Here is a 22,345-nt window from a genome sequence, read left to right on the forward strand (position 1 = left end):
GATGAGTCCGCGTTCGTCCGCTCTGGTCCATGTCGTCCGCGTATCTGGTATTCGCAGCAAAGTTACTCATTTATTTGCTCGGTTCAAGGATTATTCTGACCTTTGTATCGTAATAGATAAGGTATTAACATTATAAGGTAAAAGAAAGTTTATATGGCTGAAACTAAAAACATCGCCGTTCTCTTCGATTTCGACGGTGTCGTTGTCGACACAGAGACGCAGTACAGCGTTTTTTGGCATAAAATGGGAGTAGATTACTTAGGTATGGAAGATCTGGAAAGTCGTGTAAAGGGGCAGACCCTGATGTATATCTACGATACCTTCTTTCCCGGTATGACAAAAGAGAGAGAGGAAATCACTGTAGGTCTCGACCGCTTCGAACAGGATATGTCATACGATTTTGTTCCCGGGGTGGAGGAATTTATTGCCGATCTTCACCGTAATGGTGTGAAAATGGCTGTAGTTACCAGCTCCAATGATAAGAAAATGGAAGCTGTATACCGTGCTAAACCTGAAATTAAAAGTATGTTCGACCGTATTCTCACAGCAGAAATGTTCACTGCCTCTAAACCTGCACCCGATTGTTTTCTGCTTGGTATGGAAGTATTTGACACTACTCCGGAAACGACTTATGTTTTTGAGGATTCTTTTAATGGTCTGAAAGCCGGAATGGCTTCCGGTGCTACAGTTATTGGTCTGGCTACCACTAATTCACGAGAAGAAATTACCCCGTTGTGCCACTATGTTCTGGATGATTTCCAGGGATTCACTTACGATAAATTAACAGAATTGCACAAGTAAAGGGAAAAAGGATTACCTTTGCGGCGATAAATAAAAGTACGAACTACAATTTACGATATATGATTTGCAACGTGTATCTGTACACAGTCAAAATTGTACATTGTAAATGATTAAATTGTAAATGAAATTATGGCTGGATATATTTCAGATGACACTCGTAAAGTGACCACTCATCGCCTTGTTGAAATGAAGCAAAGAGGCGAAAAAATTTCTATGTTGACATCCTATGATTACACTATGGCACAGATTGTGGATGGTGCAGGTATGGATGTAATTCTTGTGGGTGATTCTGCCAGTAATGTAATGGCTGGTAATGTGACGACACTTCCGATCACCCTTGATCAGATGATCTATCATGCTAAGTCCGTAGTTCGTGGAGTAAAACGTGCTATGGTTGTAGTGGATATGCCTTTCGGCTCTTACCAGGGCAATGAGATGGAAGGGCTTGCTTCTGCCATCCGCATTATGAAAGAGAGTCATGCAGATGCTTTGAAACTGGAAGGTGGCGAAGAAATAATAGGTACTGTAAAGCGCATTCTGAGTGCAGGTATTCCTATTATGGGACATCTGGGACTGATGCCGCAATCTATCAATAAGTATGGTACTTACACTGTTCGTGCCAAGGATGATACCGAAGCTGAGAAATTGGTACGTGATGCCCATCTGCTGGAAGAGGCAGGATGCTTTGCCATTGTGTTAGAGAAAATCCCGGCGGAATTGGCAGAACGTGTGGCAAGTGAACTTACTATTCCTATTATCGGCATTGGTGCCGGTGGTGGAGTAGACGGACAGGTGCTGGTAATTCAGGATATGCTGGGTATGAATAATGGTTTCCGTCCCCGTTTCTTACGTCGTTATGCCGATTTGCATACGATAATGACTGACGCTATAAGCCGTTATATATCTGATGTGAAGAACTTAGACTTCCCGAATGAGAAAGAGCAATATTGATAATCTTTGGTCGCTGGGATTTATGCGGATATGCATGGCTAATTTCCTGCTTTTTGCATCCCTATATATGCTATTCCCGGTACTGCCTGCGGTGATGGTGTCACGCTTAGGCATTTCTACTGTACAGGTGGGTAGTATGTTTTTGGTGTTTGCGGTGGGTATGTTCCTTGTAGGACCATTTCATGCATATCTGGGAGATGCGTATAAGCGAAAGCACGTGCTTGTCTACTCCACATTTATAATGTTAGCAGCGACGGTGGGTTATCTATTTGCTGATACTTTAACGAAATTGCTGTTACTTGCCGTTGTGCAGGGAGGAGCTTTCGGATTAGCAGCCACAGCGGGAATTACAGTTGCTATTGATATTACAAATTCTCCGCGCCGTAGCGCAGGGAATATGACATATGCTTTGGCGGCTCGTCTGGGTATGTTGGTAGGAGTGGGAGTAGGAATATGGATGTTCCAGCTCAAAGGCTTCAGCATGGTAGTGTATCTTTCCGCATTGTGCGGTATATTTAGTATACTGTTTGCATTGCGGGTGTATGTTGCTTTCCGTGCACCTATAGGTATAGGACGTTGTAATATCGACCGTTTTTTACTGTCACGGGCTTGGTTGCCTGCCCTCAATGTAGTGCTGATAGCTTTTGTGTCGGGGATAGTAATACCTATAATAAAGGATGGGGATTACAGTGCGACTTTCTTCCTGGTTGTTTTGGTGATACTTACAGTACCTCTTACGAAGATATTCGTCAAGCTTTCGCAGCATTGCCAGCGTGGAACAGCAAATACAACTTGCCATTTGGCTATGGAAACGGGAATTTTAATAGGTATTGCAGTTTGCTGCTTCCTGTCAAACAACATAGAACTGTATTCTATGTTTGAAGACGGTTCAAGCATTGAAAAACCACACTTTTATGTAGATTTTCAATTGATCTATAAAATTATAGGTGTGGGAATCATTGTAGCACTACTATTTTATTTCCTGCTGACGCGTCCCTATTATAAGAGAAGGCGAGTGAGATAAACCCGTGTCAAAACAAATATGGGATAAAAATAATCCCTCCAATGATTGCCGCCGCAACAGCGCATACCAGCACTGCACCGGCGGCAATATCTTTTACTTGTCCTGCAATGGGATGACGCTCCGGGGATACCAGATCCACCAATCTTTCAATTGCCGTATTGAAGAGCTCCGCAGCTACGACCACACCAATACAAAGGATAATAATCATCCATTCCGTACGTGTAATGTCGAAAAGGAAACCTGCACCTATCACGATTATTGTAGTAATCAGGTGAAAACTAAGATTCTGTTCTTTCCCAATACATTGCCGGATGCCTTTCCAGGCGTATCCAAAGCTTCGGATTTGTTTCTTAAAATCGTATTTCATATTCAATTTCTTGAAACTTGTTTCACTCCTTTTACTGTTCTCAACTTCTTTATAAGTGTTTCCAAACGTCCTGTATCGCCTACCATAATTGTCATAGTGCCGGAGAATAGTCCGTCATGAGAGTCTATGCCGATGGAGCGTAGAGAAATATCATTTTCTTTAGATATGATTGAGGTGATGTTAGTTACAATGCCAATATCATCATGGCCTACTACACGAAGCGTTATAGGATATTGTGTACCTTGCGATTTACCTGCCCAACGTGCTTTTACAATACGGTATCCGAATCGTTCTCGTAGTTGAGTGGCATTGGGACAATCGCTGCGATGTATCTTAATGCCACCGGTCACACTCACAAAGCCAAATACATCATCTCCATAAATCGGGTTACAACAGCGTGCTAACTTGAAGTCCAATCCTTTCAGATCCTGATCGATTACCAGTACATCTTCTTTTGATCGGGTGATTTCATCGTTCTGCGTTTGCTGCAGGTTATATCCCTCAGCACTACGGTATATAATGTCGTCATGCGTATCATTTTCCCGTCTCTGTTGCTCCAGGTATTTGTCGATGATTTCGTTTACATCCAACGTTTCATCGGCAATGTTTTGATAGAAATCAGTCACAGTTTTGAAACCGAGGCGTTTAATGAGGCGCATCATGACAGCTTCATCATACTCTATTTTCCGGTTTTTGAATTTTCTTTCAATAGTTTCTTTAGCAAAGGCATGCTGCCGGGCAACCATCTCTTTCAAAGCTTGGCGTATCTTGGTACGTGCTTTGGAGGTAGTCACGATGTTCAGCCAGTCCTGCTTCGGTGTCTGGGTATTCGAAGTCATAATCTCCACCTGGTCACCACTGTTCAGTACCTGACGAAGTTGCGCATTCTTGCCATTAACTTTTGCACCGATACACTTGCATCCCAATTTACTATGGATATGAAAAGCAAAATCCAGCACTGTGGCACCTTTACCTAACTTAAACAGATCACCTTTCGGGGTGAACACGAAGACTTCATCCTCATACAAATCCAGTTTGAACTGGTCCATAGCTTCCAATCCATTGCTATCTGAATTTTCCAAAGCCTCACGTACCGTAGTCAGCCATTCATCCAATCCTGTTTCACCCTTCACACCTTTATAGCGCCAGTGGGCGGCCAAGCCTCGTTCGGCAATATCGTCCATGCGTTCAGTACGTATCTGTACTTCTACCCATTTACCTTCAGGGCCCATCACGGTGATGTGCAATGATTCGTAACCATTACTTTTGGGCACGGATAACCAGTCGCGCAGACGTTTGGGATTGGGTTGATACATATCTGTTACAATGGAATATGCTTGCCAGCATTCTTGCTTCTCCTTGTCTACAGGTGAGTCCAGAATAATACGGATGGCAAACAGGTCATACACTCCTTCGAAAGGGCATTTCTGCTTCTTCATTTTTTGATAGATGGAGTGGATAGACTTTGTACGTCCTTTGATGTGGAAATGTAGTCCGGCGTCCTCTAATTTTTTCTGCATCGGGGTGATAAAAGCTGCGATATACTTATCGCGGGATGCTTTTGTTTCGTTCAGTTTATCTTTAATATGGTAATAGACCTCTTTTTCCGTATATTTCAGGGAGAGGTCTTCCAATTCCGATTTTAGCTTATATAAGCCTAATTTATGAGCGAGGGGAGCATAGAGATATGCAGCCTCGTTGGCCACTTGCCGGCGGGCTTCGTCGTTCTTGCTATCTTTAATCTGCCGCATGATATTCACACGGTCAGCAATCATTATCAGGATTACGCGCATATCTTCCGCAAAGGAGAGCAACAGATTGCGAAAGTTTTCCGATTCGATAGTCGGGCTTTTGGAATAAAGTTCATTCACGCGTATCAGTCCACGGATAATGCCGGCCACATCTTCACCGAAAGCAGCCTGCACCTCTTCGGGAGTACAAGCTCCGTTTCTCACACTTTCGTGCAACATAATGCCCAGAATCGACGCCCGCTTCATTCCGATTTCTTCGGCAACGATAACGGCAGTCTGCATATCCTTAACCAGTGGATTCAATCCGAAAGTGTCGCGTTGAACCCGGTTATCCTTTATAGAGTTGATAAGATGTGTTTTCAGTTTTCTGCAGTCGCCCTTCTGTAATGTCTCACCGGTCAACTGTAATAATTTTCGGTAGAGAGAGAAGAGCAATTTCTTCTCTTCAGTAGTGAAAAATTCATCTCTTTCCATAATCGTCCATTTTTGTGGTGTAAAGGTAGTTTTTTTCTTCTTTTTCTTGATAGGGCTTGCAGTTTTTTTGTATTTTTGGCAATCAATTAATAAAAATAGATAATATGATAACACCGCAAGACAAAGAGTTGCTTACGCAAAAAGGTATCTCAGAAGAACAGATAGCCGAACAACTGGCTTGTTTCGAGAAAGGTTTTCCATATTTGAAGCTGGCTGCTGCCGCTTCTCTGGAAAAAGGAATTCTGGCTCCTGCAGCAGATGAGCAAAAGCTCTATCTCGATGCATGGGACGCTTATACCCGGACAGATAAGGTGGTAGTGAAGTTTGTTCCTGCATCAGGTGCAGCGAGCCGTATGTTCAAGAATTTGTTCGAATTTCTCGGAGCTGATTATGATACCCCCGAAACTAAATTTGAAAAGACATTCTTTGAACAGATTGAAAAATTCGCTTTCTATGATGATTTGAATGCTGCCTGTGAGAAGATGTCTGGAAAAGATATTCCTGCGTTGGTGTCTGAAGGAAACTATAAAGCCGTAGTTGCTGCACTGCTTGAAGCTGCAGGATTGAATTACGGTGCATTGCCGAAAGGTCTGCTGAAATTCCACAGATATGAAGACGGTAACCGTACACCGCTGGAAGAACATCTTGTAGAGGGTGCGCTCTATGCAGCTAATAAGAATGGTAAAGTAAATGTGCATTTTACAGTTTCTCCCGAACACCGCCGTTTGTTTGAAGCATTGGTAGCAGATAAAGCGGCTGTTTATGCAAAGAAATACGGAGTAGATTATAATGTAACTTTCTCTGAGCAGAAACCGAGTACGGATACGATTGCTGCTGATATGGATAATCAACCTTTCCGTGATAATGGTAAGTTGCTGTTCCGTCCGGGTGGCCATGGTGCATTGATCGAAAATCTGAATGACCTGGATGCAGATGTGATCTTTATTAAGAATATTGATAATGTGGTGCCCGATAAGCTGAAAGGTGATACTGTGCTCTACAAAAAGTTGATTGCCGGAGTATTGGTTGCTTTGCAACAAAAGGCATTTGCTTATCTGGAACTTTTGGACAGTGGCAGATATACTCATGAACAGGTGATTGAAATACTGCAATTCCTGCAAAAGAAACTCTTCTGTAAGAACCCTGAAACCAAGAATCTGGAAGATGCCGAACTTGTACTTTATCTGAAAGAGAAGTTGAACCGTCCGATGCGTGTATGCGGTATGGTGAAGAATGTAGGCGAACCGGGTGGTGGCCCGTTCTTGGCATATAACAGTGACGGAACTATTTCTTTGCAAATTCTAGAAAGCTCCCAAATTGATATGGATGATTCGGAGAAGAAAGAAATGTTTGAGAAAGGAACGCACTTTAATCCTGTAGATCTGGTTTGTGCCGTACGTGATTATAAAGGTCATAAATTTGACCTTGCAAATTTCGTAGATAAAGCTACCGGTTTTATTTCTTACAAATCGAAGAATGGTAAGGATCTTAAAGCCCTGGAACTTCCCGGTTTGTGGAACGGTGCAATGAGTGACTGGAATACAGTATTTGTAGAGGTGCCTCTAAGTACATTCAATCCGGTGAAGACGGTGAATGATTTGCTGAGAGATCAACATCAATAAATGATACTTGCGGCTGCGTAGGTCAACACTTGCTGCTGTGTAAGCTTACACTTGTACAAGTGAAAGGTAACGCAGCCGCAAGTGTTTTTATTAGAATTCCACCGTAAGTCCAATTGACGGTAAAACTGTTCCACTTTCCTGCTTTAAATATTTCATTTTATATCTTTGTTCTCCAATGGGAGCAGAAGGATTTTCGATAACTCCTGTACTCATAATCACATCCTGCTGTTTCAGTTTGCTTCCTGTTATATTCTGTATATCAATGTAAAAGCCTACCATGCAACGATGGAAATAGAAAGACTTATCTATACGAACATCGAATTGGGCAAAGTTGGGAAGGCGTTCTGTATTATACTTTGAATAATCATAATATGGACGTCCTTGCGCATTCCATGCTTCAACCAATGAAGACTTATCTTCATCATAAGGAGTATAAGGAGCACCACCGATATAACTGAGTTTACCTCCAATGCTCCAACGGCGAGGCAGATTGTAGGTGCCACTGACATTGAGGATAAAACGATTATCCCACGCAGAGGAGATATCACGGAATTTACTACGAAATAATGTGAGTGAAGATACAAAATTAAATTGTCCCGGTGCTTGCCAACGCAACATGGTTTCTATGCCATAAGCTCGTCCGCGCTCTGTAGGAATCAGTACTTCATTACCTACAGTACCATAATCATCTCCTTTACATGCCAATGGAATATTATCCCGTACGGAAAGGGGCATGCGTCCATATCGTTTGAAGAATCCTTCCGCCGAAATCATCAATCTGTCTTCCAAATGCCAGTCAAGCCCAAGACTGGTTTCCATAACCTGCATGTATTTAAGGTTCTTATTTATATAGATGCCGTCATTGTCTTTAAATCCTAAAGCTGTATATGGGGGGAGTTGATAATACAATCCTGCACTTCCACTTAATGCCCATTGCTTGGTAAGATCATAGGATAATGAAAAACGGGGAGAAAGTTGCTTCCATAACTCCTTCATTTCCTGATTGTAATTATTGCCATCTATCCGGATACCTGCTGAAGCGGAGAACCGTTTATTCGTGCTGATATAGTCTGTGGAGAAGAAGCCGCCCCAACTGAATATGTTCAAATCCGTGTGGTAAATAGAACTGGAACTGAGTATTCGTTGTTTGGTACGGTTGGTATAATTAGAATAATTCACTTCGGCACCTTCTTTCAAAGTCCATTGCCCCAGTCTTGTTCGATTTTCGAAACGAAGGGTAGTCTTTTGCTCTACAGATCGCAGACGGAGGGTTAGATTATCTTCCGAAGAATCATCGTTATTCAGATATTTCACATTACGGTTATTCAGATAATTATGACTTAGCGTGAGTGTTTGTACGTGTTTTCCTGCATAATGGCGATAAGATGCTCCTACAGTGAATGTTTCCTGATGAATGGTAGGAAGATAACTTAATATATATTCCGCATCTTCTCCTTTCTCGTCCGTATTCAGTTTCATTTTATCAATTCCTACCAGACCCAGTACAGTCAGTTCATCATGGGCTGATAATTTTGTCTTTAGTTTGAATTGCCCGTCAATGAAATTAGGCAGGAAAGGTAGGCCCAATGCCTTGAATAATAATTGAAGATACGATTGTCGGATAGAGAACAGGTACGTCGTTTTATCGCTCAGGTGTCCGTTACCACTGAAGGATACTTCGGAAGCTCCCAAGGTCGCTTTATAAGTCTGTTTATCCGGATTACCATCTCTTAAACGGAAATCTAATACAGAACTCATTGCTCCGGAACGATCCGCAGGAAATGCTCCGGTATAGAAACTGATTTCCCGTATCAAATCTGCATTAACGATGCTAACTGGACCACCTGATGCTCCCTGTGTAGCAAAGTGATTGATATTTGGGATCTCTATTCCATCCATATAGAAACGGTTTTCAGAGGGTGATCCACCCCGTACAATCAAATCGTTTCTGTATCCGATAGGTGAGAATGATACACCTGGATATGCCCGCACAATTCGCGAAATATCCCGGTTTCCTCCCGGACTTTTTTCTATCTCTTGTAACCCAATAATACGCATACTTACCGGACTCTCCACGGTTTTCCTAAAAGGGGAGGGGGTTACCACAATTGCAGCCAGCATATTTTCATCTTCTTCCATCTCAATCTCAATGAAAGGTGTAGAGGCAGAAACCAAATACTCGGAAGTTACAGCACTTTTATATCCTATCAGCGTTGCTTCGAAACGATAAATTCCAGGTGGTATTTGTTCTATATGGAACATACCCAGTGAATCTGTGGATGCTCCTTTACCAGGGATACCTGTAACCACTATGTTGGCATATGCCACCAGTTGCCGAGATTGTTTATCAATGACTTTTCCGCGCACGGAGTAGTTGACTGTAGCAGCGTAGATACACACATTGCACAGTAGCAGTGAAAGTGTCAGTATAATATGTTTGCTTGTTACCATATATGCAAATATAGATATTATTGATATATAATAGATGGAACAGGGGCATAAAAAAAACTGTCCGGAAATTATTCCGAACAGTTCTCATTTGTTGTTTAGCTGTAAGATTAATATCTTCCACCGCGGTCGCCGCCATAGCCACCACCACGATTGCCACCGCCGTAACCACCGCCACGGTTGCCACCGCCGTAACCGCCACCACGGTTACCGCCGCCGTAACCACCACTACGGTTGCCGCCTGCAGGTCTTTCTGTTCTAGGGCGAGCTACGCTTACTGCGATATTCTTGCCTTCAAATTCTGTTTCGTTAAGAGTGTCAATAGCCTTCTGACCTTCTTCATCATTCGGCATTTCTACGAAGCCGAAACCGCGTGAACGTCCCGTCTCTCTGTCGTTAATAATGTAGGCTGAAGTTACTTCGCCATACTGTGAAAATAATTCCTGTAAGCTGTCACTGTTTGTGTTCCAGCTTAAGTTTGCAACATAAATGTTCATTTCTTTTTGTAAGTTAAAATTGTTATTTATTAATGATTGAGATCCGCACGGCGTTCATACCTCGCGTACCGCGTTCAATTTCAAATGTAACGTTGTCTCCTTCCGTTATACCTTCAGGAGCAGAAGTAATATGGAAAAAATATTTTTCACCACTTCCTAAATCTTTTATAAAACCATAACCTCTGGATACATTAAAATGTTCAATGCGTCCGTTTAAAGGCAGAATTTCTTCTGCTTCGCCTTTTTTAGGAATTGATATTTCTATTTCAGAAGCATCTATTTCTTCTTTAGGCTTTACACCTTCGGGTGTAGAATGAAGAATACCGTTTTCGTCTACGTATGCCAGCATCTCTTCGAAACTACGGCTACCGCTGCTCAAGCGTTCTTCTTTTCTTTTCTGTTTTTCTTCTCGCTTACTCTGTTTCGCTTTTTCTCTGTCTCTTTTACTTGATGTTACTCTTTTTACTGCCATTCTAAAATTATTATATATTATGCAGTTTAAAAACACTGCACTTAGTTTTTCTGACTAATGGTAGCATGCAATCATTTTGAGATTAGCATACAACAATTAAATCGTATAATGAACAAAGGAGCTGATTATGAGGTCAAATTTGGAATGGAATAATTTGCGGAATTCCGCAAAGGCAAACATGCACAAAGAAGATTTCAGAATAAACCCTATTGTTTATGGTACAAAGATACAGATAAAAATGAGCTATCCATTCGTTTTTTCAATTATTTAAAGCAGTAGCTACTTATTTTTTTATGTACATTTGTGCTTCTTAATATAAACACATAGCAAAAATGAAGAAGATTTTATTGTTAGGTTCCGGTGAACTGGGTAAGGAGTTCGTTATTTCTGCCCAACGTAAAGGCCAATATATCATTGCCTGCGACTCGTATGCCGGAGCGCCGGCCATGCAAGTGGCTGATGAATGTGAGGTGTTCAGTATGCTTGACGGCGATGCTTTGGAACGTGTAGTACGCAAACACCAGCCGGATATTATTGTACCGGAAATTGAGGCCATTCGTACAGAACGTCTTTATGATTTTGAAAAAGAAGGTATTCAGGTAGTACCCAGTGCACGTGCTGTGAATTTTACTATGAATCGCAAGGCTATACGTGATCTTGCTGCTCAGGAATTGGGCTTGAAAACAGCTAAATATTTTTATGCCAAATCTTTCGATGAGTTAAAGGCTGCTTCTGAGAAAATAGGTTTTCCTTGTGTGGTGAAACCATTGATGTCTTCTTCAGGAAAAGGACAGTCTCTTGTGAAGAGTGCGGATGAACTGGAACATGCTTGGGAATATGGTTGCAACGGTAGTCGTGGTGATATAAAGGAACTTATTATTGAAGAATTTATAAAGTTTGATAGCGAAATAACTCTGCTTACTGTAACGCAAAAGAATGGTCCTACATTATTTTGTCCTCCTATCGGTCATGTACAAAAGGGGGGAGACTATCGCGAAAGTTTCCAGCCTGCTCACATTGATCCTGCTCACTTGAAAGAAGCACAGAAAATGGCTGAAAAAGTAACACGTGCTCTGACGGGTGCCGGTCTTTGGGGAGTTGAATTTTTCTTGAGTCATGAAAATGGAGTGTATTTCTCGGAACTTTCTCCGCGTCCACATGATACGGGTATGGTGACTTTAGCCGGTACACAAAATCTGAATGAGTTTGAACTTCATTTGCGTGCAGTACTCGGCCTGCCCATTCCAAATATAAAGCAGGAAAGAATAGGAGCCAGTGCTGTTATTCTCTCAACAATTGCCAGCCAGAAACGTCCGAATTATCGGGGTATTGAGGAGGTGACAAAAGAAGAGGATACCTATATTCGCATTTTTGGTAAACCGACAACACGTGTTAACCGTCGTATGGGAGTAGTATTGTGTTATGCACCGCTGAATTCAGATTTGGATGCATTACGGGACAAAGCAAAACGTATTGCTGAAAAAGTAGAAGTATATTAAGATTTACTTTATATAAGAAAAACAGTTGCCATGGAAAATTTGGCAACTGTTTTTTACTTTAATATTTAGATATATATTCCATATAATATATCGTATGGTTTTCCACCAAAAGGTGTCTTTTCCAATTCTGCCATAATTTGGGTCAGTTTTTCTTCCATGTCTCCTCGATGTTCTGCCGGATCAAAATCATAGTAATCTCTTAATCCTACCGGAGTTCCACTCTCGTCAAAAAATACAGTTGCACAACCTAAGGCATAATCAAATTCATCGTTGTTGTAGAAGGATATGCATTTAGAGTAGTATTGCTTACCGTTGATTTTCACAGTGGTAGCGCCCTGTAGTTTACCACCGGCTTTCTCTTGCTCCTTAACAGCTTCTTCGGCGATCCTTTTAAACACATCATCGCTTACAATAAGGGTTTCTCCGCCTTTTAGCAAGTAATGCATCAAGCATTCTTTTTCAAATTCGCTATTAAGTTTTTCTGCGATGGGCTTTAGTATCTCTGTGAGTCTTTTCTCGAATATTTTCCACAAGCTCTTAAAAAAATCATCTTTATTCTTTTCCATCTTTGTGAATATTTATATGATTAGATTTCACAAATCTCGTAAAAAAGAATGATTTCATCAAATAAATGTGGATGTTTTTTATTTCGCGACTACTATTTCAACATCATATCCGATAAAAAGTCCGCTTTCAATTACTCCGGTAATCGCTTTTAAATTTTCTTCCAAAGAAGGATCAATGTAACTGAAGCGGGTATCAAGAATAAAATTACCATTTTCAGTCAAAATAGGCCCGTCTTTTCTACTGGCAAGACGCAGTGTTATTTCGGAAGCTCCTAATCGCTGCATCTCACTCTCTACAAGAGTCAATGCGCTTGGAAAGACTTCTACAGGTATTGGAAAGCGGCTCCCCAAATGATCAACCAGTTTTGTGTCATCAACAATAATGAAATTCTTACCACTACTTTTTATCAGAAGTTTTTCTTTGAACATGGCTCCACCACGTCCTTTTATCAGACTCCGTTCCGGATCTACTTCATCAGCACCATCAAAAGCCCAATCCGGACGTTTATTCCAAAGAGTGGTTTGTGGTATACCCAGTTGTATGCAGGTCATGGAAATTTCAGCAGAGGCAGGGATAACCTCTATGTACAGAGATTCTTTGCGAATACGTTCCGCCAATGCAAATAATGTAAGGTAGACAGTAGAGCCGGAACCAGCCCCAATCACATCACCTTCTTTCGCCATTGCAGCAATTTCCTGTGCTACGATTTCTTTGCCCTCACGATTAATGATCGCATTCGACCATTGCAAATGATTTATCAGTTGATTATCCCATTTCATTGTCAGAGGTTGCTAATCGTTATTATCTTCTTCGTCGTCAGTCAGGTTGTTCAGTTCTACTTCAAGTTCAACCAACTCTTGTTCCCAAATTTTTCTGATGTTTGCCGGCGTATTTTGGGGAGCTTCCTTAATACGTTTTTGAGCTAATGATACTTCATGCTCCAGCTGTGAACGTCTACTCATAAGTCTTGCTATTTATAGTTGTTTTTATAGATAACATTCTGTTTTGTTCAATTGTTCTTATATTTGGTAAGAATTTTGTATTACCCGAATAACTCGGGATAGATTTCTCCATCACCACCGGATACATCGAGGCTCTGTAGTAGTTTACCGTCAGGAGCATAGAAAAGCTGAATTTCTCTGTCAGAGTTATACTCTTCTATATCGATGATTACTACAGTAGGCATTTTGGGGAAGGTAATTATCTTTATATATCTGATTTGTATAGGAGGGGTCTCTGTCTGCATAAATGCTTTAGCTACGGGAGCAGGGACATCTTCCAGGCTTTCGACGTTTGTCTCCGTCATTATCCATTGGGCATTGTTTCCGAACCAGGCGTTCATTTCGTGGCTATCTGAAACGAATCCGGCAATGTGGTAATCACTTTTATGCATCCATTCCACGGTCGTCACTTTAGGATACATCTTTTTGAAAGTTTCCTGTACTTTTTCCGGAGTATTTTCTGCGCATACGGAAGCAGATATCAGCAACAACAAGCCTGCCAATAAACTGAAATTAAACTTTTTCATAATCAAGGTCTGTTTTTAGTTGCTATTAGAAACAACCCTGGGAGGCTTTTGTTTGTTGCTGACAAAGACGTTTTAGAAGATCATATTTTTATGGATAACTTCGAATCACGCTCATGCCTTTGCAGAGACAAGGATATTAATTCGGTTATCAGGTCTTTATATGGAATGCCTGTTTGTTCCCAAAGTTTAGGATACATACTGATTTCCGTAAAGCCTGGTAAGGTATTGACTTCATTCAATACAAATCTATTATCTTCAGTCAGGAAGAAATCAACTCGTGCCATACCTTCACAGCAAATGGTCTTAAATGCTTTTACTGCACATTCTCTGATCTGTCCGGACATTTCGGCGTTTATTTCAGCCGGAATTTGCAATTTTGCTCCGGTTGAACTTATATATTTAGCATCATAAGAATAAAAATCTTTGGTTGCTACAATTTCTCCCACTACGGATGCCCGTACATGTTCATTACCTAATACGGCACATTCGATTTCTTTTCCTATAATGGCTTCTTCTACCAGAATTTTATTATCATATTGGAATGCAGTAGATAATGCTATTGTAAATTCATCTTCATTCGTAACTTTGCTTACACCTACGGATGAACCCGCATTGGCAGGTTTTACGAAAAGAGGAAGTCCCAATACGGACACAATCTCACTATATAAAAATTCGGAAGGATTGTATTTATATAATGTATAAGAGTCGGCAACAGGAATATTGGCAGCTTTCAGTAAGCACTTTGTTACATCCTTATCCATTGCTATGGCAGAACCTAATACATCCGGACCAACGAAGGGGATGTTTATTGATTTTAGAAAGCCCTGCAAAGTTCCGTCTTCTCCGAATGTTCCGTGTACAATGGGAAACGCTACATCAATATTCTCTATAACCATATTTGTACCTTTACTTATAATCTCAATCTTTTCAGAAGAATGAGTCATATAAACACTGGTGGCGTCTGCAAAATAATCATCTTTTGCCAGATTGATATTCTGCATCTTATACTCTGGGTTATAAAACCAATTTCCTGCTCTGTCAATGCCTATTAATAAGGGGTTAAACTTGCTTCTATCTATTGCATTGAATATATTAGTAGCTGATTTCAAAGAAACTTCATGTTCGGCAGATTGTCCACCGAAAATGATTGCGATAGTTGTATTCATAGGTGTTATTTACTCTAAATTTGAAGCGCAAATTTAAGAGAATATGCAGAATAATTTTAGATTTCCTCCTATTATTTTTGAGCAAAAACAGAGTTGTTTTCATCTCTTGAAAATAATTATTGAGTCTGCGATATTTTGTATCATTTAATTCACTACTTTCGGGCACTTTTTTAAAAAGACGAAATGAACAATGTATTGATCCTTGTAGACAGCTTGGATGATTGGAAGCCATATTCCAAAACAAACAGCATTTTAACAGTATCTGACTACCTGAAGTATAAATCACCGGGAAAGGATCGTAAATTAGTAATCAACCTGAGTAATGATTATAGCTATAACTCCGAAGGCTATTATTGCTCGTTATTAGCCCAAACGAGGGGGCATAAAGTTATTCCCGGAGTAGATATAATTAATAAGGTGGAAGCAGGTGCAGGTATCCGTATGGATAGCAATCTTCAAAAGCTTTGTTATCAATGGATTCAGAAAAATGAAATAACCGATGATCTTTGGTCTCTGAATGTATACTTTGGCACTTGCAAAGAGAAAGGATTGGAGCGTATAGCCCGTTTTATTTTTGAGAATTATCCGGCTCCTTTATTGCGGGTTACATTAAATACGCGACATAAGAATCAGATAGAAAATATTCAGTTTTTACCTTTGGGGTCATTGAATAATGAGGAAGAGGATTATTTCGCTAATGCTCTGGATTTGTTTAACAGAAAAGTGTGGCGCAATCCTCAGGCTTCGAAATCGGCAAGATACAACCTGGCTATACTGTATGATCCGGATGAGAAATTTCCGCCAAGCGATAAAAAGGCACTTCACAAACTACTTGAACTGGCTAAGAAGATGGATATTCATGCCGAATTGCTAACTGAAGAAGATGCCACACGACTGATGGAGTTTGATGCCTTATTTATTCGTACCACTACTTCGTTAAACCATTACACGTTCCGGCTTTCACAATTGGCCACACAAAATGGGTTGGCTGTTATAGATGATCCTCAATCTATTATCCGCTGTACCAATAAGGTTTATCTGAAAGAATTGTTTGAGAAGGAAAAGATTCCGGCACCGCTTTCCATGTTACTATTCAAATCGAATGTCAACTCTTATGAGGAGATTACGGAACAACTTGGTAGTCCTTTTATCCTGAAAATCCCAGATGGCTCTTTCTCTATCGGTATGAAGAAAGTCAATAATGAGATCGAGTTGGATGAAGCGTTGAAAGTATTGTTTGATAAGTCATCTATACTGCTGGCTCAGGAGTTCGCTCCAACAGATTTTGACTGGCGTATCGGCATTTTGAATGGAGAGCCTCTCTATGCGTGTAAGTATTATATGGCTAAGGGACATTGGCAAATCTATTGCCATTATTCTTCCGGACGGAGCCGTTGCGGACTGGTGGAGACTATTCCTATTTATCAAGTGCCACGTAAGGTATTGGATACAGCGCTGCGCGCGGCCTCTTTTATTGGGAAAGGCCTGTATGGAGTAGATTTGAAAATGGTAAATGACCGTGCTATTGTTATTGAGATAAATGATAATCCCAGCATTGACCATGGGTTAGAAGATGCCATTCTGGGAGACGAACTCTACTATCGGTTGCTGAATAACTTTTGGCGTATGTTGGATGTAAAACGTTTCTAATTCGTATGGAACAGCGATTTATACTTCGTTTGGCTGAAATTGATGATATTCCGTCAATTATGGAGATAGAACAAATTTGTTTTGATAAAGATAGTTTTTCAAAACGTCAGTTTGTTTATCTTATTTCTCAAGCAAAAGGATACTTTTGTGTAGCAGAATATCAGCAAAGGGTGGGGGGCTATTTTAGTGTGTTGATAAATCAACGTGCTTGTAGTCTACGTATCTATTCGATAGCTGTTCATCCTGATTTTCGTGGCAAGAAAGTGGGGCAATTACTAATAGATCAGATAGCTGTTATTGCCCAAAAACAAGGCTTAAAGAGAATTACTTTGGAGGTGAATGTTTCTAATTCCCCGGCTATTCATTTATATGAAAAAAATGGTTTTAAATGTACTTCCATAAAAGAGAACTATTATCATAACGGGACTTCTGCATATTATATGCAGAGGCCCACTATAGTTGAATAGATATTCTTCTCTGGAAATCCGGTATCAGAAACAGGAATTAATAAACAAACAGAGAGGCTGATTGCCCCTCTGCTTTACAATATTCTTAATTCCTGTTTAAAAATATAGTGTAATACTCTCTTTTCTTTGTCAAATTGTTAACAAGATCGATAGAATTATTAAACCTTGTTGTAAAATGTCCTGTAAAGGCTCTGAAATTTGGAGAAATCAAGAAAAGCCGTATCTTTGCAATGTGTTTTTCATAGTATTAGATTTAAGGTTAACAAAAGATTGGCTGTCTGGGATAGATAGCCTTTTTTTATGTTTGCCCAGCATGGGGGCGAACTGCTAATCTTCTCCAAGTAGATCGTAAGACGGTGCAAAGAACAGGGTCCCGGTAACCGCAGTACTAAAATCAAGCAAGCGGTCGGTGTTGCCTACAGGATTCCCGATAAACATACTTTCCAACATCTGGCGCGTAGTACTGAATGTACTTGCATATCCAATGAAATAAGTACCGTATTCTCCTTTTGAAGTATTGGCAAATGGCATATTGGCACGTACTATTTTTAAATCATCTCCAATATTTGTTACAGCATTATGTGCATTTGCAGGCTTTTCTTCATCCGACAATTCCACATCATTGAACTTTCTTCGTCCTATCACCTTTTCCTGCTCTTCTACCGGAAGCGCATTCCAGGCATTCATATCGTGAATATACTTCTGTACAAATACATAACTTCCACCCGCAAAATCCGGATCTTCTTCACCAACTACGGCAAAATGATAAGGATTCTCGTCTACGGCTGGAGATTCTGTTCCATCTACGAAGCCAATGATTGCTTTACCATCCATATATCTGAAACCGTGAGTTTCATCAATAGCTTCGACAGCCCCCTTCAGTTTTTCGTCGATGATAGAAGCAAATTCGTAACATAGCCCCATTTGCCGTGCCCGGATATGAAACAGTATATCACCGGGAGTGGATACAGCTGTATATTTACTTCCCCTTATTTCTTTGAAAGTTTCCAATTCTTTGGGTTTCCCCCTGCCAGGGAAAATACGATCCCATACATTAGCACTGAAACTTATCGTGCTACTGAACTGTGCATCGGGAAAGCGATTACGCATACTACGTATTAACGCTGAGAAATTGGCACATACATCTTTTACTTTGTCGACGGCATCAGGAGATTGATTTAATCCGTAAACGATGAAAATGGCATTTTCACCTTGTCTTTCGGTTACATCCTGTGGGGTGTTTCCTGCGAATGGATTTTGATGTGAATTCATACTTTTTCCTTTCATTAAATTTATACTTCAAAATATAACTTACCAAATGATGTTTTGTTCATACAAAAATAGTGGAATTCCTTCTTTGCATCTGTTGATGAATGTTTAAGCAACGTTAAATGGATGTCGCTTTTTTGTTCTGATTGTAGTAATAATAGTTCAAAAGGGTATAATTTATAGAAAAAACGTTTTCATAGAGTACAACCTGAAAGTTTTTGTGTTTACATTTGCAAAGTTGCTTATGTAACTATTCCGTAAAAATTAAGATTTGAAGCTTTGAACAAAAACTATTCAATAGGTGTTAAGCTCATAGCAGCGGAATGACAAGAACGCGACTTGTAGAGTTTAGAAAAAGAGAAATTATATAAAAAGATTGCTTATGTCACAAATTATCGGACATATCTCTCAGGTCATCGGACCGGTAGTAGACGTCTATTTTGAAGGTACGGATGCCGAACTGATGCTTCCAAGTATCCACGACGCACTGGAGATAAAAAGATCAAACGGAAAAACATTAATCGTAGAAGTGCAGCAACACATTGGCGAAAATACAGTGAGAACTGTAGCAATGGATAGTACGGACGGTTTACAAAGAGGTATGAAAGTGTATCCCACAGGCGGTCCTATTACCATGCCGGTGGGCGACCAGATTAAAGGTCGGTTGATGAATGTAGTGGGTGATTCCATTGATGGTATGAAAGAGTTAGACCGTGCCGGTGCTTATCCCATCCACCGTGATCCTCCTAAGTTTGAAGATTTGACTACCGTACAAGAGGTGCTCTATACAGGTATCAAGGTTATCGACTTGCTGGAACCTTACAGTAAGGGTGGTAAGATCGGTTTGTTCGGTGGTGCTGGTGTAGGTAAAACAGTGCTTATCCAGGAACTCATTAATAACATTGCTAAGAAACAACATGGTTTTTCTGTGTTTGCGGGAGTAGGAGAGCGTACCCGTGAAGGTAACGACTTGCTGCGTGAAATGATTGAATCCGGTGTTATTCGTTATGGTGAAGAGTTCAAGAAAAGTATGGAAGAAGGAAACTGGGATTTATCTAAGGTAGATTACAGTGAAGTGGAGAAATCACAGGTATCCTTGATATTCGGCCAGATGAACGAACCTCCCGGTGCGCGTCAATCAGTAGCATTGTCCGGGCTGACGGTGGCGGAAGCTTTCCGTGACCAAGGTGCTGAAACTGGTGGTTCACGTGATATCTTGTTTTTTATCGATAATATTTTCCGTTTCACACAAGCAGGTTCCGAAGTGTCCGCTTTGTTGGGACGTATGCCTTCGGCTGTAGGTTACCAACCGACGCTGGCTACTGAAATGGGTGCTATGCAGGAGCGTATTACTTCTACCCGAAATGGATCTATAACCTCTGTACAGGCTGTATATGTGCCTGCCGATGACTTGACTGACCCGGCACCTGCTACTACATTTACGCACCTGGATGCCACGACGGTATTGAGCCGTAAAATTACTGAGTTAGGTATTTATCCTGCCGTTGATCCGCTGGAATCTACTTCACGTATCCTCGACCCGCATGTTGTGGGAGAAGAGCATTATGAAGTGGCGCAACGGGTGAAACAAATTCTGCAACGTAACAAGGAATTACAGGATATTATTTCTATCCTTGGTATGGAAGAACTTTCGGATGCCGACCGTACATTGGTGAATCGTGCACGTCGCGTGCAACGTTTCTTATCTCAGCCTTTTGCCGTTGCTGAACAATTTACAGGTGTACCGGGAACGATGGTGCCCATAGAAGACACTATCAAAGGCTTTAAGATGATTCTGGATGGTGAGGTGGACTATCTACCCGAACCTGCTTTCTTGAATGTCGGTACGATTGAAGAAGCGATAGAGAAAGGACAGAAATTGCTGGATCAGGTAAATAATTAAAAAATAAAAGAAGGAAAGAGGCTATGAAGAAGTTGTATTTGAACATAGTGTCTCCTGAAAAGGAAATTTATAATGGAGAAGTGGAAAGTGTAACGCTACCTGGTACGATAGGAACGTTTACCATCCTTCCGCAACATGCACCCATTGTGTCTTCGCTTCGTGAAGGTAAGGTGATGTATGTACCGACAGAAGGAGAAGAACAGACTCTTGACATAGAGGGTGGTTTCATTGAGTTAAGTGGTGGAGTGGTTTCTGCCTGCGTAGACTGACAATAGTCTTTTCATCCTTAATTCTTTCATTCTTAATTTTAAATAATACTATGAGTATCAGCTTGACAAAGCGCAATTTTTTATATCAGATCACCCTGTTGACATTAATAGCAGGATGGGTAGGCGCAGGGATTTTACATTATTTATTGCCTGGACATTATTTTGGAGGATATCCTTTCATTCCGGTATATTTCTTCTTGTTCGGGCTTTTTGAAATATCTATGTTTGATGCTTGCCGTAAGCATGCCCCGCAAAAGATGTTGCTGCTTTACATGGCGATGAAGGTGATGAAGATGTTGCTCTCTGTGATACTCTTGGTGGTGTACTGCTTTGCAGTGCGGGAAGAAGCTAAGTTATTCCTGCTGACATTCATCCTTTACTATATAGTCTATCTGATATATGAGACTTGGTTCTTTTTTACTTATGAAGTAGGAAAGAAACAGAAAAAAGAAAAGAAAAATGAAACAAATGCATAATCTATTGACCGGAATATTCCTGATGCTGGGAATGCTGCTTACTACCTTGCCTGTTATGGCACAGGGGATTGAAGCGGAACTTGACAGCGTAGCCAAACGGGATGATGTCACTTCTACCGAACAGAAAGAAAACACGGTGGATGTGAAAGAGATCGTCTTCGGGCACATTGGCGATGCTTACGAGTGGCATATTACCACATGGGGAAAAACGCACGTCACTATCCCATTACCTATTATTGTATATAGCTCGCAGACTGGTTGGCACACTTTCCTCTCTTCACGATTGGAAGAAAATGGAGGATCCTATGAAGGATTCTTTATAGCTCCGGCAGGTAGCAGGTACGAAGGTAAGTTGGTTGAGCATGATGCAGCCGGAAACGAAATACGTCCCTGGGATATTTCTATTACAAAAGTGACACTGTCACTGTTGATTAACAGCGTATTGCTACTTGTCATTATTCTGGCCGTTGCCCAGTGGTATCGCAAACATCCGCAAGGTAGTGCGGCTCCGGGCGGCTTCATCGGATTTATGGAGATGTTTATAATGATGGTGAACGACGATATCATTAAGAGTTGTGTAGGGCCGAAGTATCGGAAGTTTGCTCCTTACCTGCTGACAGCGTTCTTCTTCATCTTTATAAATAATATCATGGGGTTGATTCCCATTTTCCCGGGTGGAGCTAATGTGACGGGTAATATTGCTATTACGATGGTTCTGGCACTTTTTACATTTGTTGCCGTCAACCTGTTCGGAACGAAAACCTATTGGAAAGATATTTTTTGGCCGGATGTGCCTTGGTGGCTGAAGGTTCCTGTACCGATGATGCCATTTATTGAATTCTTCGGTATCTTCACCAAACCATTTGCCTTAATGATTCGTCTTTTTGCCAATATGTTGGCTGGACACATGGCAATGTTGGTGTTAACATGTCTGATCTTTATTTCCGCCAGTATGGGACCTGCGCTTAACGGTACGCTTACCGTGGCCTCTGTGCTGTTCAACATCTTTATGAATGCGTTGGAGTTACTGGTAGCATTTATCCAGGCATATGTATTCACTATGTTGTCTGCCGTATTTATCGGATTGGCTCAGGAAGAACATAAAGAAGTTAAAGTGAAAGAAAACAACAATTAATAATAAACC

General features: G+C 40.8%; 22 protein-coding genes. 11 read left to right on the plus strand and 11 right to left on the minus strand.

What is annotated here, in order from left to right; translation table 11 throughout:
• Positions 1 to 153 precede the first annotated feature (153 nt).
• The 3 genes from DWW10_RS23750 (at position 154) to DWW10_RS23760 (ending at position 2,776) form a co-directional block, all read left to right on the plus strand.
• Positions 154 to 801, plus strand: a complete 648-nt coding sequence (locus DWW10_RS23750; RefSeq protein WP_022391564.1) for an HAD family hydrolase — start codon at positions 154 to 156, stop codon at positions 799 to 801.
• A gap of 129 nt (positions 802 to 930) precedes the next feature.
• Entirely contained in the window at positions 931 to 1,752 is an 822-nt protein-coding gene (gene panB / locus DWW10_RS23755; RefSeq protein WP_007662906.1) for a 3-methyl-2-oxobutanoate hydroxymethyltransferase, read from the plus strand.
• Positions 1,733 to 2,776, plus strand: a complete 1,044-nt coding sequence (locus DWW10_RS23760; RefSeq protein WP_022391565.1) for an MFS transporter — start codon at positions 1,733 to 1,735, stop codon at positions 2,774 to 2,776. The genes panB and DWW10_RS23760 overlap by 20 nt, the downstream gene beginning before the upstream one ends.
• A 7-nt stretch (positions 2,777 to 2,783) precedes the next feature.
• On the opposite strand, the gene DWW10_RS23765 is transcribed toward DWW10_RS23760, so the two are convergent.
• Together DWW10_RS23765 and DWW10_RS23770 are read right to left on the minus strand one after the other, a co-directional pair.
• Positions 2,784 to 3,143, minus strand: coding sequence for a diacylglycerol kinase family protein (locus tag DWW10_RS23765; RefSeq protein WP_022391566.1), 360 nt, complete (start codon positions 3,141 to 3,143; stop codon positions 2,784 to 2,786).
• Positions 3,144 to 3,145: 2 nt separating this feature from the next.
• Positions 3,146 to 5,368 carry a RelA/SpoT family protein gene (locus DWW10_RS23770; RefSeq protein ID WP_118222151.1) on the minus strand — a complete coding sequence of 741 codons (2,223 nt, stop codon included), beginning with the start codon at positions 5,366 to 5,368 and terminating at the stop codon, positions 3,146 to 3,148.
• A gap of 104 nt (positions 5,369 to 5,472) precedes the next feature.
• Here DWW10_RS23770 and DWW10_RS23775 point away from each other — a divergent pair, with 104 nt between their 5' ends.
• A complete protein-coding gene (locus DWW10_RS23775) occupies positions 5,473 to 6,990 on the plus strand; it encodes a DUF4301 family protein (protein ID WP_118422309.1) in 1,518 nt (505 codons plus the stop codon).
• A gap of 90 nt (positions 6,991 to 7,080) precedes the next feature.
• On the opposite strand, the gene DWW10_RS23780 is transcribed toward DWW10_RS23775, so the two are convergent.
• From DWW10_RS23780 to DWW10_RS23790, 3 genes are all read right to left on the minus strand, one after another.
• Positions 7,081 to 9,441, minus strand: a complete 2,361-nt coding sequence (locus DWW10_RS23780; protein WP_259320532.1) for a TonB-dependent receptor — start codon at positions 9,439 to 9,441, stop codon at positions 7,081 to 7,083.
• A gap of 107 nt (positions 9,442 to 9,548) precedes the next feature.
• On the minus strand, positions 9,549 to 9,935 hold the full coding sequence (locus tag DWW10_RS23785) for an RNA recognition motif domain-containing protein (protein ID WP_022391641.1): 387 nt from the start codon (positions 9,933 to 9,935) through the stop codon (positions 9,549 to 9,551).
• A 22-nt stretch (positions 9,936 to 9,957) separates the two neighbouring features.
• Positions 9,958 to 10,407: a cold-shock protein gene (locus DWW10_RS23790; protein WP_007662897.1), complete on the minus strand. Its 450-nt coding sequence runs from the start codon at positions 10,405 to 10,407 to the stop codon at positions 9,958 to 9,960.
• 332 nt (positions 10,408 to 10,739) lie between these two features.
• Between DWW10_RS23790 and purT the strand changes: the two genes are divergently transcribed.
• Positions 10,740 to 11,906 carry a formate-dependent phosphoribosylglycinamide formyltransferase gene (gene purT / locus DWW10_RS23795; protein ID WP_118222153.1) on the plus strand — a complete coding sequence of 389 codons (1,167 nt, stop codon included), beginning with the start codon at positions 10,740 to 10,742 and terminating at the stop codon, positions 11,904 to 11,906.
• 65 nt (positions 11,907 to 11,971) lie between these two features.
• Here the strand turns inward: purT and DWW10_RS23800 are convergent, their stop codons facing one another.
• From DWW10_RS23800 to ddlA, 5 genes are all read right to left on the minus strand, one after another.
• Positions 11,972 to 12,472, minus strand: a complete 501-nt coding sequence (locus tag DWW10_RS23800) for a hypothetical protein (RefSeq protein ID WP_118422308.1) — start codon at positions 12,470 to 12,472, stop codon at positions 11,972 to 11,974.
• 78 nt (positions 12,473 to 12,550) lie between these two features.
• Positions 12,551 to 13,252 carry a ribose 5-phosphate isomerase A gene (gene rpiA, locus DWW10_RS23805; RefSeq protein WP_118422307.1) on the minus strand — a complete coding sequence of 234 codons (702 nt, stop codon included), beginning with the start codon at positions 13,250 to 13,252 and terminating at the stop codon, positions 12,551 to 12,553.
• A 12-nt stretch (positions 13,253 to 13,264) separates the two neighbouring features.
• Positions 13,265 to 13,435, minus strand: coding sequence for a hypothetical protein (locus DWW10_RS26165; RefSeq protein ID WP_007213977.1), 171 nt, complete (start codon positions 13,433 to 13,435; stop codon positions 13,265 to 13,267).
• Positions 13,436 to 13,515: 80 nt separating this feature from the next.
• Positions 13,516 to 14,001, minus strand: coding sequence for a PepSY-like domain-containing protein (locus DWW10_RS23810; protein ID WP_118422306.1), 486 nt, complete (start codon positions 13,999 to 14,001; stop codon positions 13,516 to 13,518).
• A gap of 80 nt (positions 14,002 to 14,081) precedes the next feature.
• Positions 14,082 to 15,167, minus strand: coding sequence for a D-alanine--D-alanine ligase (ddlA, locus tag DWW10_RS23815; protein WP_118422305.1), 1,086 nt, complete (start codon positions 15,165 to 15,167; stop codon positions 14,082 to 14,084).
• Between the two features lie 183 nt (positions 15,168 to 15,350).
• Here ddlA and DWW10_RS23820 point away from each other — a divergent pair, with 183 nt between their 5' ends.
• Both DWW10_RS23820 and rimI read left to right on the plus strand, forming a co-directional pair.
• Complete coding sequence (locus DWW10_RS23820) at positions 15,351 to 16,817, plus strand: RimK family protein (RefSeq protein ID WP_118422304.1); 1,467 nt, start codon at positions 15,351 to 15,353, stop codon at positions 16,815 to 16,817.
• A gap of 5 nt (positions 16,818 to 16,822) precedes the next feature.
• Entirely contained in the window at positions 16,823 to 17,284 is a 462-nt protein-coding gene (gene rimI, locus DWW10_RS23825; protein WP_007213980.1) for a ribosomal protein S18-alanine N-acetyltransferase, read from the plus strand.
• A 327-nt stretch (positions 17,285 to 17,611) separates the two neighbouring features.
• On the opposite strand, the gene DWW10_RS23830 is transcribed toward rimI, so the two are convergent.
• Complete coding sequence (locus DWW10_RS23830; protein WP_118422303.1) at positions 17,612 to 18,556, minus strand: Dyp-type peroxidase; 945 nt, start codon at positions 18,554 to 18,556, stop codon at positions 17,612 to 17,614.
• A 379-nt stretch (positions 18,557 to 18,935) separates the two neighbouring features.
• Here DWW10_RS23830 and atpD point away from each other — a divergent pair, with 379 nt between their 5' ends.
• Genes atpD through atpB form a run of 4 tightly spaced genes read left to right on the plus strand, consistent with a single transcriptional unit; the run spans position 18,936 to position 22,336 of the window.
• Complete coding sequence (atpD, locus tag DWW10_RS23835; RefSeq protein ID WP_118422302.1) at positions 18,936 to 20,456, plus strand: F0F1 ATP synthase subunit beta; 1,521 nt, start codon at positions 18,936 to 18,938, stop codon at positions 20,454 to 20,456.
• 23 nt (positions 20,457 to 20,479) lie between these two features.
• Positions 20,480 to 20,725 (plus strand): ATP synthase F1 subunit epsilon, encoded by a 246-nt coding sequence (atpC, locus tag DWW10_RS23840; RefSeq protein WP_007213983.1) that lies wholly within the window; start codon positions 20,480 to 20,482, stop codon positions 20,723 to 20,725.
• A 50-nt stretch (positions 20,726 to 20,775) separates the two neighbouring features.
• On the plus strand, positions 20,776 to 21,201 hold the full coding sequence (locus DWW10_RS23845; protein ID WP_007218358.1) for a hypothetical protein: 426 nt from the start codon (positions 20,776 to 20,778) through the stop codon (positions 21,199 to 21,201).
• Positions 21,185 to 22,336, plus strand: a complete 1,152-nt coding sequence (gene atpB, locus DWW10_RS23850) for a F0F1 ATP synthase subunit A (protein ID WP_118422301.1) — start codon at positions 21,185 to 21,187, stop codon at positions 22,334 to 22,336. Before DWW10_RS23845 ends, atpB begins: the two co-directional genes overlap by 17 nt.
• The last annotated feature ends 9 nt before the right edge of the window (positions 22,337 to 22,345 follow it).

It is taken from the genome of Bacteroides intestinalis (assembly GCF_003464595.1).
Classification (GTDB): Bacteria; Bacteroidota; Bacteroidia; order Bacteroidales; family Bacteroidaceae; genus Bacteroides; species Bacteroides intestinalis_A.